The organism is Rhizorhabdus histidinilytica (genome assembly GCF_900167915.1).
Lineage (GTDB): Bacteria > Pseudomonadota > Alphaproteobacteria > Sphingomonadales > Sphingomonadaceae > Rhizorhabdus > Rhizorhabdus histidinilytica.
In genome coordinates, this window is record NZ_FUYM01000025.1 from 1 (window position 1) to 18,042 (window position 18,042).

An 18,042-nucleotide genomic window follows, 5' to 3' on the forward strand; every position below is an offset into this window, starting at 1 on the left:
GCTTGGCTTTAACCGAACCCCGACGCCTTGAAGCCGTCGAAACCCGGAGCCGCCGCCCACATGTCCCTTCATCTTCCAACAATGTCAAAGAACCGGGACAGCCTATTACCGCCCGGAACCGCTGTCCCAGGGAGATCGTGACCGATCCGATAAAGAGGCGCGGAAGCGAACCGGAAAAACCAACTCGCCGCCGCCGGTGAGGGGGCCTTCTATGCACATCGCCACTAGGCGTCAAGCACTTTGTATCGAAGGCCGAAAATTCTTTGGCGCCCCCATCGAACGCCCGGAAAACGGACGGGCCGGCACCGGCCCGATCCGAATCAGTTGTTGTTGTCGGTCAGCACCTTCGCGGTCAGCAACGGTGCGAACAGCTGGTTGAGAATCGCCACGAACTTGGTGACCGGATTCGAGGCCGAGTTGGCGATGTAGATCAGGTCCTTGTCATGCATCGGGAAGCTCTGCGCGATGATGTAGCTTTCGGGCTTCATCAGGTTGAGTCGATAAATGACCGGCCGCTCGCCCGCCGCGATCGCCGCGGCGTCGTAGCGGAACAGGAACACCGCCTTGGGATCGGCCTGCGCGTCGTTCGGGCCGCCGATCCGCGCCAGCGCTTCGGCCAGCGACAGGTTCGGTTCCCCGAACGGGACCTGCGACACCTTCGGCGTCGCGCCGAACGCGCTGTAGCTGCGCGGCTCGTTGATCAGCTCGATCCGGTCGCCGGGCAACAGGGTGAGATCGTCGCTGCTGCCGGGCCGGACATCGCCCAGCCGCATCTCGGCACGCTCGCCGCCGCGCGTGAGCCTCACCACCGTGTCGGCGCCGCTGACCCTCGATCCGCCCGAGGTCGCGATCGCATCGAGCAACCGTTCGCGCGCGGGGGTTAGCGGGATGCGCCCGGTCCGCACCACGTCGCCGAGCATATAGACACTGTTGCCGGGGCTGTTGACCACCGTCACCATCGCCTGCGGGCTCTGCGACTTGCCCTGCAAGGCCTGCTCGATCATCCGCTGGACGTCATAGGGGGACGAGCCGGCCACCAGGAGACGCCCGACATAGGGGAGGCGAATGGTGCCGTCGCTGGCCACCGTCACCGCGTTGATCGCCTGCGCGTGCGCCGTGTCGGGCTCGACACTGCCCGCCGGCCCTGCCGTCCGCCCGCTGCTGAACAGGGTCATGCCGACTTCGTAGATGCTGACCTGGAGGACGTCGCCCGGCGCGATCCGGTCGACCCGCCCCTCGCGGGCGAGCGCGGCGAGTTGCCCCGTCGCGCGGCCTGCGGGCTGGACCTGCTGCAGCTTCTGGAACGCCGCTCCGTCGAGCTCGACGACCTGGAAGGCGAGGCCGGCGTCGGGGTCCTTGGCGCCGTTGAGCACCTGCCGTCCGGTCGGACCGCTCGAGGGCAGGGTCGCGCAGCCGGACAGGAGTATCGCGAGAGTCGCCATGGCGCCGGTCAGGCGAAGGCGGGGACTGGGACTGGAAATCATGGGGGTCTCTATAGCGGCGATCGGGGCAAATCTATGTCCTGCCCGCAACGAGAAGCGCGGGAGGCATGGGTCCGTCAAGACTTAATCCGCCGACGGGTGCGAAAGCCGGGAATCACGCGGCGCGCATCTGAAGCCCGTGATGGACCTCGCTCGCCTCGGCCACCGTGTCGTAGAAGGTCAGGTTGCCGCCATAGAGGACGGCGCCGCGCTCGCAATATTGCTGCAGCATGTGCGGATCGTGCGACACCATGACGAGCGTCCCTTCGGCGCGGCGCTTCATCAGTTCCTCGTGCGAGCGGCGGCGGAAGCGCTCGTCGCCCGCGCCGGTGACCTCGTCGACCAGGTAGCAGTCGAAATTGATCGCCAGCGAGATGCCGAAGGCGAGGCGTCCCGCCATGCCCGACGAATAGGTGCGCACCGGCTGGTGGAAATAGGGGCCGAGCTGGGCGAAATCCTCGACATAATCGAGAATCTCCTGCTCGGGCTGGCGATAGATGCGGGCGATGAAGCGAACATTGTCGCTGCCGGTCATCGAGGCCTGGAAGGCGCTCGAATAGCCGATCGGCCAGCTCGTCGTCATGCTCCGTTCGATCCGCCCGGTAGTCGGCTGCTCGACGCCGGCGATCAGCCGCATCAGGGTTGATTTGCCCGCGCCGTTCGCGCCGCAGATGCCGATGCTCTCGCCGCGGCGGATCTCGAAATTCAGGTTGCTGAACACCTGCTTCTGGAATTTGCGGATGTGGTAGGTCTTCGAAACATTCTCGAAACGGATCATCGAGCGCTCTTCTCCAATCCCGGCCCCGCACGATACAAAAGGCTGGACGATGCCCGCCCAGGCTGCGATGCGCACGAGCATAGACGATGCCTGCCCAAACGCCAAACGTCCCCGTCGCGATCGACGCCCGCATGCTCGGCCGGCCGGGCACCGGCGTCGCGACCTATGCCGCCGCGCTCGAGACCGCCCTGATCCTGTCGGGCCGCGCGCCGCTGCGCGTCACCGATCCGAGCTGCGGCCGGCCGATGGACCGCTCGCCCGCGCCGGCGCGCTGGCTGCGCTGGGCCGACGCGCTGGTCGACCGGCCTCGGCGGCTGGCGAAGCATCGCGAAGCGCTTGCCGGGCGCGACGTCTTCCGGCTCGCCCAGGTTCATTTCGACCGGCATGGCACGCTCCTGCGGCTGCGCGCGCCGGGCGCGCCAGGGCTCGTCCACTGGACCTATCCACTGCCGATCCGGATCGAGGGCTGGATCAACGTCTACACGGTCCATGACGCGATCCCGATCTTCCATCCGTCGCTGAGCCAGATCGATGCCGGCCGCCACCGCCGGCTGCTCGACGCGCTCGCTCGCAGCGCCGACCATCTGCTGACGGTGTCCGAAGCGGCGCGGCGCGACATCGTCGCCGCAATCGGCTGTCCACCCGAGGCGATCAGCGCCTGCCCGCCCGGGCTCGACATCGCGGCAGCACCGGACCCGCTTCCCGACGGCCTGGTACCAGGCGGCTTCCTGCTCGCGGTCGGCAGCGTCGAGCCGCGCAAGAACCTGCTCCGCCTCGCCGAGGCGCATGCCCGCAGCGGACTGGCGTTGCCGCTTGTGATCGCCGGGCCCGACGGCTGGCAGTCCGGGACGATCGCGCCCCGGCTCACCGCCTTCCCCGGCATCATCCGCCTGCCCTATGTCGACCGGGCGACGCTGGTCGCGCTGATCGCCGGCGCGCGCGCTCTCCTGTTCCCGACGATCACCGAGGGGTTCGGCTTGCCGATCGTCGAGGCGATGCAGCTCGGCACGCCGGTGCTGACCTCGCGCGGCGGCGCGACCGAGGAGGTGGCCGGCGGCGCCGCGCTGCTCGCCGATCCGCTGTCGGTCGACGAGATCGCCGCCGACATCGCACGGCTCGGCGACGAGGCGACGCTCGCCCGGCTGCGCGCGGCGGGCCTCGCGCGCGGCCGCGCTTTCACCGCCGCGGCCTTCGCCGAGCGGATCGATGCGGTCCATCGCCGGCTGATCGAACGCCATGGTCAAAAGCCTGGCAACTGAGTAGGGCCGCCGGGCAACAAGCGCAGACGGATCGGGATGACCAGGCTCACCATCGGGATCGACGGCTTCAACCTCGCCATGCCGCGCGGCACCGGGGTGGCGACCTACGGGCTGGGCCTCGCCGAGGCGGTCGCCGCGCTCGGCCATGCGACGCTGGGCGTGTTCGGGATCGACGTCGGCGACCGGGCCGACAGCCGCGAGCTGCTGTTCTACGACCGCATCGGCAAGGAGCGTGCGCCCGAGACGCGCAAGCAGCACCGCCGCCGCCTGCGCCGCGAGACCTTCCGCTCCTTCCTTCCCGCCCACGCTTATGAGGTGCCGATCAGCGACGCCGTCGAGAAGCAGGCCTTCGCCGGCCGGCTGCCGCGCTTCGATCGGCTGGTCAGCAGCCCGGCGCTGTTCGACATCGCCGACCGGCGCCTGCGCCGCGCCGGGACCTTCCTGACGCTGCGCATGCCGAACCCGCCCGCGATCATGCACTGGACCTATCCGGTGCCGGTACGGCTGGAGGGCGCGCGCAACGTCTATACGCTGCACGACCTGGTGCCGCTCAAGCTCCCCTATACGACGCTCGACGACAAGCAGCGCTATCGGCGGCTGATCGAGCTGTGCGTGACCGAGGGCGATCACATCTGCACGGTCTCCGAATCGAGCCGCGCCGACATATTGGCGCTGTTCCCGGACGCGGCGCCCGACAAGGTGACGAACAGCTACCAGACCGCCCCCGTCCCCGCCGAGCTGCTGGCGCGCGACCCGGCCGAGGATGCGGGCGTCGTCGAGGGGCTGTTCGGGCTGAAGCGGCGGGGATACTTCCTGTTCTTCGGGGCGCTCGATCCCAAGAAGAACCTGGCGCGGATCATCGAGGCCTATCTGACCAGCCGCAGCGAGACGCCGCTCGTCATCGTCGGCGCGCGGCACTGGGGGACCGAGCAGGAGGCGCGGATCTTCGGCGACCAGAAGAAGGGCGTCTCGCTCTACGGCGAGGCGGCGGCGAAGGGGCTGGTCCAGCTCGACTATCTGCCGCGCGAGATGCTGCTGCGGCTGGTGCGGGGCGCGAAGGCGGTGATGTTCCCGTCGCTCTACGAGGGCTTCGGCCTGCCCGCGCTGGAGGCGATCCGGCTGGGGACGCCGGTGATCTCCTCGACGATCAGCTCGCTGCCCGAGGTGGTCGGCGAGGCGGGGCTGCTGGTCGACCCCTATGACGCCGGGGCGATCGCCCAAGCGATGCGCGCGCTGGACGAGGACCCGGCCCTCGCCGCGCGGCTGTCGGCGGCGGCGCCCGCCCAGGCCGCCAAGTTCAGCGACGAGGCCTATCGCGCCCGGCTGGCCGCGATGTACGAGCGGGTCCTCTCCAGCTAGCTAGGCCTGCTCGGGCCAGCGCCGGCGCGCCTCGATGCCGTGGGCGTCGAGCGCCTGGAGCTCGGCCAGCAGCGGCTCGAGCCGGTCGAGCGGCCAGGCGTTGGGGCCGTCCGACTTGGCGCTGGCCGGATCGGGATGGGTCTCCATGAACAGCCCGGCGATGCCGACCGCGACCGCGCCGCGCGCGAGCACGGGCACATATTCGCGCTGCCCGCCCGAGGAAGCGCCGAGCCCGCCGGGAAGCTGGACCGAATGGGTCGCGTCGAACACCACCGGGCAGCCGGTGTCGCGCATGATGGCGAGGCCGCGCAGATCGGTGACGAGGTTGTTGTAGCCGAAGGAGGTGCCGCGCTCGGTGACCAGCACCGGCGTATCGACCCCGGCCGCCTCCGCGGCGCCCTTCGCCTTGGCGACGACATGGGCCATGTCGTGCGGCGCCATGAACTGCGCCTTCTTGATGTTGGCCACCCGCCCCGACGCGCCGACCGCCTCGATCAGGTCGGTCTGGCGGGCGAGGAAGGCGGGGGTCTGGAGGACATCGACGACCTGCGCGGCGGCGCGGACCTGGTCGACGTCATGGACGTCGGTCAGCACCGGCAGGCCGGTCTCGGCGCGGACCTTCTCGAGGATGCGCAGCCCCTCGTCGAGGCCGGGCCCGCGGAAGGAGGCGCCCGAGCTGCGATTGGCCTTGTCGAACGAACTCTTGAAGATCGCGAACAGGCCGAGCCGGTCGGCGATGGCGCGGAGCCGCTCGGCGACCGAGAGGACCAGCGCCTCGGATTCGATCACGCAGGGGCCGGCAATGACGAACAGCGGCTCGTCGAGCCCGACCTCATGTCCCAGGATTTTCATCGCCGCTTCTTAGGCCCCCGCCCCGCCCGATGGCAATCAGCAGCCGCGCGCGATCGCGAAGCGCGGCTCGGGGACGAGATCGGGCAGCTCCTGCTCCGGCCCCTCCTCGAAGCGGCGATGGTCGGCCGGGGAGACGAAATAGCCGCGACGGACCAGCCATTCGCCGACGTCGGCGCGCGAAGTCAGCCAGACGGTGGCGGGCGCGAGCAGCAGCCCGACCGCGACCGGCAGCGACCAGATCGACCCGTCGAGCCCGAGCAGGATCGCCGCCATCAGCACGGTGCCGAGCAGCAGGTGCCAGCGGTAGAAGCGCGTCACCTCCCCGAAATCGAGCCCGTCCACCTCGCGCCGCTGCGGCGACCAGCCGCTCTGCCGGCCGCGCAGGATATCGACGATCGCCATGCTCTGGGTCAGCATCATCGCCGGCGCGGTGACGATCGAGGTGACGACCTCCAGCAGCGTGCCCCTGGCGATGCTGACCCAGCCGCCGAGCTGGCGGACCAGATCGCGATCCTGGCCGAGCGCGATCAGCGCGGCGATCTTGGGCCCGAACAGCATCAGCCCGGTGAGGCCGAGCAGCCAGCCCGAGGAGATCAGCACGAAGCCGTCGAAATCGGCACGAAGCTGCTCGAACATCGCGGCGCCGAGCAGCAGCAGCCAGAGCGGCGAGGTGAGATAGGCCGAGGCGCCCATGAACAGCTGGAGCCGGCTGACCCAGTGCAGTCCAGAGGTGTTGAGCAGCCGGAGATGCTGGAGATTGCCCTGGCACCAGCGCCGGTCGCGGATCGCATGGTCGATCATCGTCGGCGGAAATTCCTCGTAGCTGCCCTCCGGCATCGTCACCATGTGGACCGCCCAGCCGCGCCGGCGCAGCAACGCCGCCTCGACCATGTCGTGGCTCATGATGTGGCCGCCGAGCAGGCTGTCCTCCGACAGCGCGGGCAGGCCGCAGCTCTCGGCGAAGGCCTTCACCCGGATGATCGCGTTGTGGCCCCAGAAGGTCGCCTCGGTCCCCGACCACCAGCGCAGGCCGGCCGAGGCCACCGGGCCGTAGACCGAGGAGGCGAACTGATGCCAGCGCGCGAACATGGTCTGGCCGTTGATCAGCTGCGGCACCGTCTGGAGCAGGCCGATCGCCGGACGCGCCTCGATCGCCGAGGCGAGCCGCACCATCGCGGCGCCGCTCATCAGGCTGTCGGCGTCGAGCACCAGCATATAATCGTAGGCGCCGCCGAAGCGCCGCACCCAATCGGCGATGTTGCCGGGCTTGCGCGCGGTGTTGCGCGGGCGACGGCGATAATAGACGTTGGCCTTGCTCGTCTCGCGCAGGCGGCGGAAGGCGAGATATTCGCGGGCGTGGTTGCGCTCGTGCGAATCGCTCAGGATGAAGAAGTCGAACCGGTCCGCGCCGCCGACCGCGTCGATCGAATCGGTCATCGATTCGAGCCGGCGGAAGACCGCGCCGACATCCTCATTATAGATCGGCATCAGCACGGCGGTGCGGCCCTCGGGCAGCACCAGCTTGCTGCGTGCCACCTCCGGCGCCGGGCCGCGGCCGAGCAGGACGAACAGCCCGGCGACCGCGTTGAGGAAACCGAAGGCGATCCAGGCGAACAGCCCGAAGAAGAGCAAAGCGAAGCCGAGATCGATCCAGTCGATGCCGTCCGACTGCAGGGGGGTGAACATCTCCTGCGCGGCGAGCAGGCCGAACAGGAAGCTGCCGACGATCAGGAACAGCCGCCGCTGGAACAGCGGGCCGACCGGCACGATCGGATCGGCGGTAGCGGTATCGGGGCTGCGGGACAGGTCCTGCACCGGCATGGCGAGCGGCGCTTCGACCGGGAGGTCGGCTTGCGCGCGCGGGCCATGCTGGGGAGCACCTTCCGCTAAATCCTTGTCAATCCGGTACAATATCCTGTTCCTGCATTGATCGGCCGCCGCTCATGCCAGATGCGGCTTCGAAATTTCCCGCCTTTGCGTCGGACCGCCCCAGGCTCCCGACCAATGACGGCGGGCGCCGGGCACGGCCGGCGTCCTCAATAGAATTGATGGATGACGGTTTCGCTCAGCGTCCGGCCGTCCTTCTCCAACGTGGCCCGCAGATTCGCGGGCCGGTTCGACCGGGTGACGTCGGCGATCATCCGCCAGCGCCCCGGCTGTCCCACCACGGGATAGGCGTCGACCAGGAGCAGCTTGCCCTGGTCGATCGACACGGCCGCGGTCACGCCCGATCGCCGGTCGAGCCCCCGGAGCCCCGCCCCTTCGAAATCGACGACGAGGCGGCGGGCATTGGCGATCGGCTCGAGGCCGGGCCGTCCGGCGGTGCCAGTCCAGCGGTCGACCACCCGCGCCAGCGCGGGGGCCGCCGGCTCGCCGCCCAGCCAGCGCAGCCGATAGTCGAAGGTGAAGGTCGTCCCCGCCCTGGCCGGGCGATCGGGCGTCCAGAAGGCTACGATGTTGTCGTCGGTCTCCTTGGCCGTGGGAATCTCGTAGAGCATCACAGCGCCGGGGCCCCAGTCGCCGACCGGCTCGACCCACAGGCTCGGCCGCTTCTCGTAGAAGACGCCGTCGTCCTGATAATGATCGAAGGCCCGGTCGCGCTGGAGCAGGCCGAAGGCGCTGCCGCCCCCGGGATCGGCGAAGGCGTTGATGGTCGGGCGCGGCGGATTGCCGAGCGGGCGCCAGATGCGCTCGCCCGCCTTGTTGTGGATCAGCAGCCCGTCGGAATCGTGGATCTCGGGCCGCCAGTCGGCGCGTGCCTGGGGGTTGCCCTCGTCATACCAGAACATGCTGGTGAGCGGGGCGATGCCGAGCCGTTCGACGTCGCGGCGCAGCCAGATCGCCGAGGACACGTCCTGGACGACGGCGTCGGCCTCCATGCGGTTGGCGAAGCGCCAGGCGCCGACCACGCTGGGGCCCTGGAGCAGCGCGTAGATGGTGAGCCCGGCGCGGGTCCGTTCGAGCCAGAAATGGGTGAAGGCGGGGAATTCCTCCTTGCCGTCGATGCCGGTGTCGATGGCGAGGCCGCGCGCCGACAGGCCATATTGGTGGAGCGGCCCCGACGAGCGGAAATAGGAGGCGCCGAGGAAGGCCAGCCAGTCCCCCACCCCGCCCCGGTTCATCACCCGGAAGCCGGCGACGCCGGCCAGGACGTGCGGCTCCGGCCCCTCGCCGGGGCCGACCTGGAACATGTCCTCGCTATGCTCGATCAGCCGGGCGCGGCCGCGCTCGACGATCGAGATCTCGACCGGGACCGGCGCGGCCTTGAGCAGCGGGAAGAGGCGGACGCCATAGCCGTCGTCTGCGAAAATGGTGCGATCGGGCCGGAAGCTTATCCGGTTGGCGGCGTCGTAATCATTGGCGAGCGCGCGCGGATCGGGCTTCGGCATCGGCGTCGGCCGGCTGCGCGCCATCGCGGCGGCATGGCCTTTGAGCCAGTCCCAACTGAACGGCTCGCCGGCCGCGCGACCGCGCCCCGAAGCTCCGGCCGCAGCGCGCGCCGAAGCGCGCGGCGCGGCCCATGCGGTTCCGCCGAAGGCCAGGGCGCTTCCCAGCAGTGCCATGGATTGCCGTCTGTCGATCATGCCTGTCCGATTAGGTTTCGTTTCGCCTGTGGTCCACAAGGGATGGGGTCCAGACCCATAAGCGTCGCGAAAGTTCCTATACGAATCGAAGCTGAACGAGGGCTGTAGCGGCGCCGGGCGGCGGAAATCCGCCATAACGTCGGTCGCGGCAGGGCATCGTCCGGGCGCAGGAGGCGGGGTGGCGGCGGGGCCCTTCTTCCCGTTGCATGGGGTTGTCCGCTCGTTTTTCATTTTTTCCGCGTCGGGCCCCTCGCCTCTCGCGTCCCCCTCCTCCCTCGCGTCCACCTCCTCGCGCAGCATCCGGCGGATCGCGGCGGGGCTGGTGGCGCGGAGGATGCGGGCGATCTCCAGGGTGCGGCCCGAGTAGGCGCCATGCTTCCAGGCGTTGCGATTGCCGCGCGGCGCGCCGCCGCCCTTGCCGCCATGCATGCGACAGCGGGCGCGGCCCTGCACGGCGGGCGACCGGCACGGCGCCCCGCTCCGGGTGCGCGCGCCGCAGCGGGGCGCCTGCGCCAGCGATGGGGGTTCGGGGGCAGGCTCGGGGGCCGGGATCAGGGCCGGCGGCGAAGGATCGTCAATCGCCCGGCGTCCGGCGCGCCGGTCCGGCGTCATGCGGCGGCGCCGCCCTGCGCCCGCCGCTTCGCCCGATCGGCCTTGGCCACGGTCTCGACCGAGGCCCGGCAATTCGACTGCGCCCGCAAGGCGAGCCGCGCATAGCGCGCGGCCGAGGTGGGCCATTTGGTGTAGTTGTCCGCCGCATGCCCCACCAGCTCGGTGAACATCGCATCGAGCGAGAGCGCCTGCGCGATCAGCATCTCGTTCATCCGCGCCAGAGGGTCGGATGGGTCGCCGGCGGCAGCGGCTTTGCCGTTGGGCGCCTTTGGCTTGCGCGTTTCGTTCATCGGGTGCCTTTCGCCAGACATCCGTTACATAGCATTTCCAAACAAAAATTCAAGAACATATAGAGAACATTAGGATTAAACGAGGATTAAACAACGTATGGGCTTTTTGATCCACAACGGAGCCAACCGCCCATTTGAGTGCGACAATCACCTTGGCCCGTAACGAAAAGCCGTGATATACCCCGCAGCGGGGAAGGGTTTTACCATGAAGATTTTCATTCTTCTCGCCACCGCGCTGGTGGTTACGCCCATTCTGGCGCAATTCAACACTACGCTTCAATAATCCAATTGACAGCAACTGCAGCAGTCTAGAGGGTATAAGGGGAGCAGCTGCATGTACCATTATGAAATGCTTGGTGACGAGCGGTTTCAGCAATTTTGCCAAGCGTTGATAGCCGCAAGCTTCCCCAACACGCAGTGCCTGCCGACCGGTCAGCCCGATGGGGGGCGCGACGCGTTTGTTCTGCGCTGGATGCGCGAGCAGCAACGATTGCCAGCCCTAGAACGTGAGCTCGTCATCTTCCAGGTCAAGTTCATCAAGAAGGTGAACGACAGCCGCAGCGAACGCGATATGATCGAGCAGATTGCTCGCAGTGAAAAAGCCAAGCTCGACAAACTAAAGGGACGCGGTGCCTTCAAATATTATTTAATCACGAACCTCAAAGGTACTGCACATCCTGACGCAGGTTCGATCGACCGCGTCAACAAAGCACTCAGCGAGGCCCTAGAGGTCGAGGCATATTGCTGGTGGCGTGACGATCTCGACCGCCGGCTCGATAATGCTTCCGGCATCAAGTGGAGTTACCCCGAAATCCTCAAGGCGACTGACCTGCTCGAGAAGTTGGTCGCAGGCCAGCTTGGCGAGGAAGAGGAGCGGCGGCGCGGCGCGATCCGCGCCTACGTGACGGCACAATACGAAGAAGACAAGGAACTCAAATTCAAACAAACCGATTTGCGCAGCACTATGACGGACTTGTTCGTCGACCTGCCGATGTGGCCCCTATCTCCTTGGAATACGCCTCCACGCTTCAACTTGAAGCGCGCAATCCGGGCGCCCACGCGACACAGCTGGTATGCACACGAGCTAGCAATAGAGCCCGGTCGCAACACGCTCGCTGCAGCAAGTTTCTTTATGCACCAGACAGGCTATACCAACTTCGAGAATGTTGTTCTCGAAGGCGCACCTGGACAAGGCAAATCGACCATAACCCAATTTCTTTGCCAAGCACTGCGTATGGCATTGCTTGGCAAAAGCCAAGATTTAGCTGCAATACAACAAGGATTGCGCCCCAGCCAGCTACGCATTCCATTTCGGGTCGACTTGCGCGATCTTGCCAAGTGGATTTCAGGGATAGACCCTTTTCATGCCAAGCAGAGAGCGCTCGACGAGCAGGAGCCACGCTCACTAGAAGGCTTCCTCGCAGGACAAATCCGCTTCCTCTCTGGCGGCCATAGTTTCAATGTCTCAGATCTTACCGCGGTTGCGCGTGCTAGCCACATTCTATTGGCTCTCGACGGATTTGACGAAGTCGCCGAGATCGGACTTCGTCAGCAGCTAGTTACCGAGATCAGCAAGGGCACCAATCGGTTAGTGGCGGCCGGCGGCTATTCAGTGCAAGCGATCGTCACCAGCCGCCCGGCGGCATTTGCTAAATCGGTTCGCTTTCCACGCGAAACCTGGGCCTATTTCGAGCTTCTGCCACTCGAACAGTCTCAGATCGATGAATATACGACCAAGTGGACAAAGGCAAAAGGGTTAAAAGATAGCGAAGCGCTCGCCCTGAAGCAGATCCTAGAGGTCAAAATTAAAGAGTCTCATACGCAGTACCTTGCAAAAAATCCCATGCAATTAACCATATTGCTATCGTTAATTAATAGCCGTGGGGCATCCCTTCCCGAAAAACGTACCGCAATGTATGATGCATATATGGATACTTTCTTCAGCCGTGAGTCTGAGAAAAGCACTGTAGTAAGAGATAATCGAGAGCTGCTTATTGATATCCACCGATATCTCGCCTGGAAATTACAAACTTCCGCCGAAACTGGTGAAAATGGCAGCATTGAACATAGCGCTCTTCGCACTTTACTTTTCAGCTATCTTGACAGAGAAGGCGAAAATACCTCGATCGTTGACGCCTTGTTCAATGGCATCATCGAGCGAGTCGGAGCATTGGTCTCGCGTGTGCAAGAAACCTATGAGTTTGAAGTCCAGCCCCTCCGCGAGTATTTTGCGGCTCGACATCTTTATGAGACTGCTCCCTATCCGTCCGACGAGCAGCCCTTAGCCGGTGACAAATTCGATCGCTTCAAAGCGTTGGTCCGCAATCCCTATTGGCTAAATGTCGCACGCTTCTATGGTGGCTGTTTCAACAAGGGCGAGATCCTGACGTTAGTCAACGAGCTCACCGAGCTCAGCCGGCAGGAGCCTTATACATGGACGAGTCATCCGCGTAGCGTGGCGCTGATGCTACTTGGGGACTGGGTTTTCACTCAATATCAACCAGCAGTGCGCCAGATCATCGCATTCATTACCGAGTATCCGCAACTACGCCAGCTGTTAGCCAATGCCGAACATGGCAATAGTCTGTGGTCGAGCCTACCCGAACGAAGCGGCCGCGGTGAGTTCGTGGAAGTACTATGGAAGCGCTTGTTCACGACAAAGCTCGCCGACGAGCAGCGTGCTCTAGCCAATGCGATCCAACAAAACACGCCCATCGACGAGCGCATCACCCGCTGGAAAGCCGGTGCTTCCATGGTTTCTCTCGCCGTTTGGGCGCGGATCGGCAGCTATTTACATTTGTACGAGGTCGCCTCGCTAAGAGACCTTTGCCTGGACCATATCCGATTAAATGATGAAATTCTCAAGCACTTGCTGATGATGAGCCGCTATGATCTTCTGGAGAATGAGGCATATTTTGAGCGCGCCAAGTCCTTGCTACTTGACTCGATGACTAACGGCGGGGTCGGGCTTGAGCAGGGCCGATTTGGACGTTTGGCGATGATTGCATCGCTTACCTGGGTATCGCAGTATACTATCGCGCAAATTGACGAAACTGATTTACCCCTTAAGTATGTGCTCGAACGTCGTTTCGGAAGCCGTTTTGCCCGGACAGTCGAAGTAATCGAGAGGCAAGCTGACACTCTAGCACCCGAGGAACGCGAAGCAGCCGAAGCGTACCGACTGTTTCTTGACACCCAAACTTCCATGCTATCGACCAATCTCGCGCCTTGGAGCGAGTTGGTCGCAGCATTTCGGAAGGCCTGGGGCGACTGTTCAGCGATCGATCGGATTGCTTTTTGGGGAGCAGGTGTGCGCTCCAAGGGAGCGACGGGCAGTGATGTTCCACTGGCGGAAGCGCCCGACTTAGTGGAAGCAGCGCGGTATATCCGCTTGCGCTCGGGCGCGCCTATGTGGTGGCGTGAACAGTTGCTGGCTGATCAGCCGCAGACCGAACGACGGCGCCTGCTCCAACTCCTGCTACAATGGGGTACTGCCAAGACGCTGGTCAAGGTACTTGACGTCCTCGATACCACCTTGAACTCGCTTGATCTCGGACAATGGGACCGGTTAATCCGTGATTATCGCTCCGGCCAGTTCGGTGAACTCACAAATTTATTTGAACTTTCCAAGTCCGATTTGACGCGCGTCCGCCAGACAAGCGCACGGCTGAACCTCTATCTTGGGCTACGGCTGATCCCGGCGCAGCGTTTTGAGCTAGCCAAGGCAATGGCCGAAATGCCATTGATCGGCGGCGGGCCGGAGGGACCGTTCGCATTGCAGACACTAGTAACGCAATGCCGCGAAGCGACCCGCTGGAAATCGGCACTTCCAAAGATCGAAACGTTATATGCGGGTGGTGCATCGACACTCACACGAGTAGATCGGGACTATTCAATGCCAGCGTCGGTCGCCCTGCGAGTCTCATCGGCACCTGAACACTATCCACTAGCGCTAGTAGCATTCGCTGACGCGCAGCTTACTGCCCAAGCAGGAACACAAGCACCGAAGCTCGTCGAGGTGGCAAACGAAGAAGCCTGGTTCCAACCTTAGGTATCGATATCGAGCAACCGATAGCATCTTTTCCTAGAGCATTGCTTCCTTTTAGGAAACGATGCCGTACCTTCTTGACCAACGACTGACGCTTTCTTAGCCTAATACTCTGTCTTCATCGATCTCTCAATTTATATGTTGGTTGCCGTTTACACGAACCTGCCTCAGAACGGCAACTATAACGCGCCTGTCTCCGAAAGCGCATCGATAACTAGAACGTCCATATTCAGACACTAATCCTCCCTCACCCCACCGCCTCCAACGCCTCGTTCGCCTCCAGCCATTCCGCCTCGACCGTCTCCAGTTCGCGCTCGACGTCGGCGCGGAGCTTCATCAGGTCGCTGGTGGTGCGCTTGGCGTCCGCCGGGCTGGCCGATGCGGGATCGAACATCGCGCGATCGATCTCGCTGCGGCGGGCCGTCAGGGTCGCGATGCGGTCCTCCATCGACTTGACCGACTTGCGCAGCGTCGAGAGCTGCTCGCGCGCCTGGGCGGCGGCCTTCTTGTCCTTCTTCGCGGCCTTGCCCGCGCCGCCGCCGTTGCTGCCGGCGCCCGCGCCGTTGGCGCCCTCGCCGCCCCTGGGCTGGTTCTTGCCGAGGATCAGGTCGGTGTAATCGTCGAGGGTGCCGGAGAATTCGCGGGCGGTGCCTCCGTCGACAAGGACCAGGCGATCGGCGGCGAGCTCGATCATGTGGCGGTCGTGGCTGACGATCACCACCGCGCCCTCATAGGCGTTGAGCGCCTGCGCCAGCGCCTCGCGCGCGTCGACGTCGAGGTGGTTGGTCGGCTCGTCGAGGATCAGCATGTGCGGCGCGTCGCGCGTGATCAACGCCAGCGCGAGGCGGGCGCGCTCGCCGCCCGAGAGCTTGCCGACCTTCTGCGTCGCGCGGTCGCCCGAGAAGCCGAAGCGGCCGAGCTGGGCGCGCACCGCGGCCGGCGTCTTGCCGTTCATGATCCGGGTCATATGCTCGAGCGGGGTATCGTCGACGTCGAGCTCCTCCACCTGATATTGGGTGAAGTAGCCGACCCGCATCTTGCCGGCCGCGGCGATCCCGCCGTCCATCGGCTTGAGCTGGGCGGCGAGCAGGCGGGCGAGCGTGGTCTTGCCGTTGCCGTTGCGGCCGAGCAGGGCGATCCGGTCGTCGGGGTCGAGGCGGAGGTTGAGCCGCTGCAGCACCGGCTGGTCCGCGACATAGCCGACGCTGGCCATGTCGAGGGTGATCAGCGGCGGCTTCAGCCCGTCGGCCGGCGAGGGGAAGTCCATCGACAGGCTCGGATCCTCGACCATCGCGACGATCGGCTGCATCTTCGCCAGCGCCTTGGCGCGCGACTGCGCCTGCTTCGCGGTCGAGGCGCGGGCGCTGTTGCGGGCGATATAGTCCTGCAGCTTGGCGCGCTGCGCGTCCTGCGCGGCCTTGGCGGCGGCGAGCTGGGCGGCGCGCTCGGCGCGCTGCCGCTCGAAGCTGTCATAGCCGCCGGTGTAGAGCGTGGTCTTGCCGCCCTCCAGGTGGAGGATATGGTCGACGACGTTGTTGAGCAGATCGCGCTCATGGCTGATCACGACCATCATCGCCGGATAGTTCTTGAGGAAATTCTCCAGCCACAGCGTCGCTTCGAGGTCGAGGTGGTTCGACGGCTCGTCGAGCAGCAGCAGGTCCGGCTCCGAGAAGAGCAGGGCGGCGAGCGCGACGCGCATCTTCCAGCCGCCCGAATAGCTATCGAGCGGGCGGTTCTGCATCTCCTCGTCGAAGCCGAGGCCGACGAGGATGGTCGAGGCGCGCGCGGGGGCGGTGTAGGCGTCGATCGCGAGGAGCCGCTCATAGACGTCGCCGAGGCGATCATGATCCTCGCAGGTCTCGCTTTCGAGCAGCAGCGCGGCGCGCTCCTTGTCGGCGGCGAGGACGGTCTCGATCGGGGTCGACGTGCCGCTCGGCGCCTCCTGCGCGATATAGCCGATGCGCAGGTCGCGCGGCTTGTCCAGATCGCCGTCGTCGGCCTCCAGCGAGCCGATCATCACCTTCATCAGCGTCGACTTGCCGGCGCCGTTGCGGCCGATCAGCCCGACGCGGGCGCGCGGGGGCAGCGCCGCCGAGGCGCGGTCGAGGATCGTGCGGCCGCCGAGACGGACGGTGAGATTCGAGAAATTCAGCATGGCGCGCCCGATAGAGGATTTCGGCGCGCGGCGAAACCGCCCCGATGTCGCGGAATTCCGGCGCGGCGCTTGAAGCCGCGACGAGGCTGAACCAATAGGGGGCGGCGATTCGAAAACAGCGAGAGGGCCGCATGACCGATCTTTATCCCGTTCCCGCCGAATGGGCCGCCAGGGCGAAGGTGACGGATGCCGACTACAAGGCGCTCTACGCCCGATCGATCGACGATGCCCACGCCTTCTGGCTGGAGCAGGCGAAGCGGCTCGACTGGGTGCGCTTCCCGACCAGGACCAACGAGAGCAGCTTCGACGAGGCCGACTTCCAGGTGAAGTGGTTCGCCGACGGGCAGATCAACGTCGCCGCCAACTGCCTCGACCGGCACCTCGCCGAGCGCGGCGACCAGGTGGCGATCATCTGGGAACCCGACGCGCCGACCGACGCGCCGCGGCGCTTCACCTACAAGCAGGTGCACGAGGAGGTCTGCCGCTTCGCAAATGTGCTGAAGGCGCAGGGGGTGAAGAAGGGCGACCGCGTCACCGTCTACCTGCCGATGATCCCGGAGGCGGCGTTCGCGCTGCTCGCCTGCGCGCGGATCGGGGCGATCCATTCGGTGGTGTTCGGCGGCTTCTCGCCCGAGGCGCTGGCGGGGCGCATCCAGGATTGCGACAGCTCGATCGTCATCACCGCCGATTGCGGGCGGCGCGGCGGCAAGCTCGTTCCGCTCAAGACCAATGTCGACGCGGCCGCGCAGCATGCGCCGAGCCTCAAGTCGGTGATCGTGATCCGCGCGACCGGCAGCGAGGTGCCGATGCAGGCCGGCCGCGATATCTGGTACGACGAGGCGGCGAAGAACGTGCCGGCCGACTGCCCGGCCGAGACGATGGACGCGGAGGACCCGCTGTTCATCCTCTACACGAGCGGATCGACCGGCAAGCCCAAGGGGGTGCTCCACACGACCGGCGGCTATCTGCTATGGGCGAGCCTGACCCATGAGGTGTGCTTCGACTATCGGCCGGGGCAGGTCTATTGGTGCGCGGCCGACATCGGCTGGGTGACGGGCCACAGCTATATCGTCTACGGCCCGCTCGCCAATGGCGCGACGACGCTGATGTACGAGGGCGTGCCCAACTGGCCCGACGCGAGCCGCATCTGGCAGGTGGTCGACCGCCACCAGGTCGAGATCGTCTTCACCGCGCCGACCGCGCTGCGCGCGCTGATGCGCGACGGCGACGAGTTCGTGGCGCGGACCTCGCGGAAATCGCTCAAGCTGCTCGGCACGGTCGGCGAGCCGATCAACCCCGAGGCGTGGCGCTGGTATCATGAGGTGGTCGGCGAAGGGCGCTGCCCGATCATCGACACCTGGTGGCAGACCGAGACGGGCGCGGCGATGATCGCGCCGCTGCCGGGCGCGACCGACCTCAAGCCCGGCAGCGCGACGCGGCCGCTGTTCGGGGTGGTACCCGAGCTGGTCGACGCGGACGGCAAGGTGCTGGAGGGCGCGACCGACGGTAATCTGTGCATCACGCGGAGCTGGCCGGGGCAGATGCGCACCGTGTGGGGCGACCATGCCCGCTTCTTCCAGACCTATTTCTCGACCTATCCCGGCAAATATTTCACCGGCGACGG

At 65.7% G+C, this 18,042-nt stretch carries 11 protein-coding genes and 1 pseudogene; 4 read left to right on the forward strand and 8 right to left on the reverse strand.

Annotated features, from left to right (window positions below):
• Positions 1 to 320: 320 nt before the first annotated feature.
• Both B5X82_RS25115 and B5X82_RS25120 read right to left on the reverse strand, forming a co-directional pair.
• Positions 321 to 1,484, reverse strand: a complete 1,164-nt coding sequence (locus B5X82_RS25115; protein WP_079651087.1) for a polysaccharide biosynthesis/export family protein — start codon at positions 1,482 to 1,484, stop codon at positions 321 to 323.
• Between the two features lie 112 nt (positions 1,485 to 1,596).
• Positions 1,597 to 2,259, reverse strand: a complete 663-nt coding sequence (locus B5X82_RS25120) for an ABC transporter ATP-binding protein (RefSeq protein WP_079651088.1) — start codon at positions 2,257 to 2,259, stop codon at positions 1,597 to 1,599.
• Between the two features lie 86 nt (positions 2,260 to 2,345).
• Between B5X82_RS25120 and B5X82_RS25125 the strand changes: the two genes are divergently transcribed.
• Positions 2,346 to 3,518, forward strand: a complete 1,173-nt coding sequence (locus tag B5X82_RS25125; protein ID WP_079651089.1) for a glycosyltransferase family 4 protein — start codon at positions 2,346 to 2,348, stop codon at positions 3,516 to 3,518.
• A gap of 36 nt (positions 3,519 to 3,554) precedes the next feature.
• Positions 3,555 to 4,877, forward strand: coding sequence for a glycosyltransferase family 4 protein (locus B5X82_RS25130; protein WP_079651090.1), 1,323 nt, complete (start codon positions 3,555 to 3,557; stop codon positions 4,875 to 4,877).
• Here the strand turns inward: B5X82_RS25130 and kdsA are convergent, their stop codons facing one another.
• From kdsA to B5X82_RS25155, 5 genes and pseudogenes are all read right to left on the reverse strand, one after another.
• A complete protein-coding gene (gene kdsA / locus B5X82_RS25135) occupies positions 4,878 to 5,729 on the reverse strand; it encodes a 3-deoxy-8-phosphooctulonate synthase (RefSeq protein ID WP_079651091.1) in 852 nt (283 codons plus the stop codon).
• Between the two features lie 36 nt (positions 5,730 to 5,765).
• On the reverse strand, positions 5,766 to 7,640 hold the full coding sequence (gene mdoH / locus B5X82_RS25140) for a glucans biosynthesis glucosyltransferase MdoH (RefSeq protein ID WP_079651092.1): 1,875 nt from the start codon (positions 7,638 to 7,640) through the stop codon (positions 5,766 to 5,768).
• A 125-nt stretch (positions 7,641 to 7,765) separates the two neighbouring features.
• A complete protein-coding gene (locus B5X82_RS25145) occupies positions 7,766 to 9,292 on the reverse strand; it encodes a glucan biosynthesis protein (protein ID WP_235862800.1) in 1,527 nt (508 codons plus the stop codon).
• A 438-nt stretch (positions 9,293 to 9,730) separates the two neighbouring features.
• Positions 9,731 to 9,925: pseudogene (locus B5X82_RS27375) on the reverse strand (HGGxSTG domain-containing protein); the annotation flags it as partial.
• Positions 9,922 to 10,215: a hypothetical protein gene (locus B5X82_RS25155; RefSeq protein ID WP_079651095.1), complete on the reverse strand. Its 294-nt coding sequence runs from the start codon at positions 10,213 to 10,215 to the stop codon at positions 9,922 to 9,924. The gene B5X82_RS25155 and the pseudogene B5X82_RS27375, both read right to left, overlap by 4 nt.
• Before the next feature lie 334 nt (positions 10,216 to 10,549).
• On the opposite strand from B5X82_RS25155, the gene B5X82_RS25160 reads away from it, so the two are divergent.
• A complete protein-coding gene (locus tag B5X82_RS25160) occupies positions 10,550 to 14,266 on the forward strand; it encodes an NACHT domain-containing protein (protein WP_079651096.1) in 3,717 nt (1,238 codons plus the stop codon).
• 244 nt (positions 14,267 to 14,510) lie between these two features.
• Here the strand turns inward: B5X82_RS25160 and B5X82_RS25165 are convergent, their stop codons facing one another.
• On the reverse strand, positions 14,511 to 16,418 hold the full coding sequence (locus B5X82_RS25165; protein WP_079651097.1) for an ABC-F family ATP-binding cassette domain-containing protein: 1,908 nt from the start codon (positions 16,416 to 16,418) through the stop codon (positions 14,511 to 14,513).
• A 131-nt stretch (positions 16,419 to 16,549) separates the two neighbouring features.
• Between B5X82_RS25165 and acs the strand changes: the two genes are divergently transcribed.
• Positions 16,550 to 18,042: acetate--CoA ligase (gene acs, locus B5X82_RS25170; RefSeq protein WP_079651098.1), on the forward strand; the 1,493-nt coding region annotated here is incomplete at its 3' end.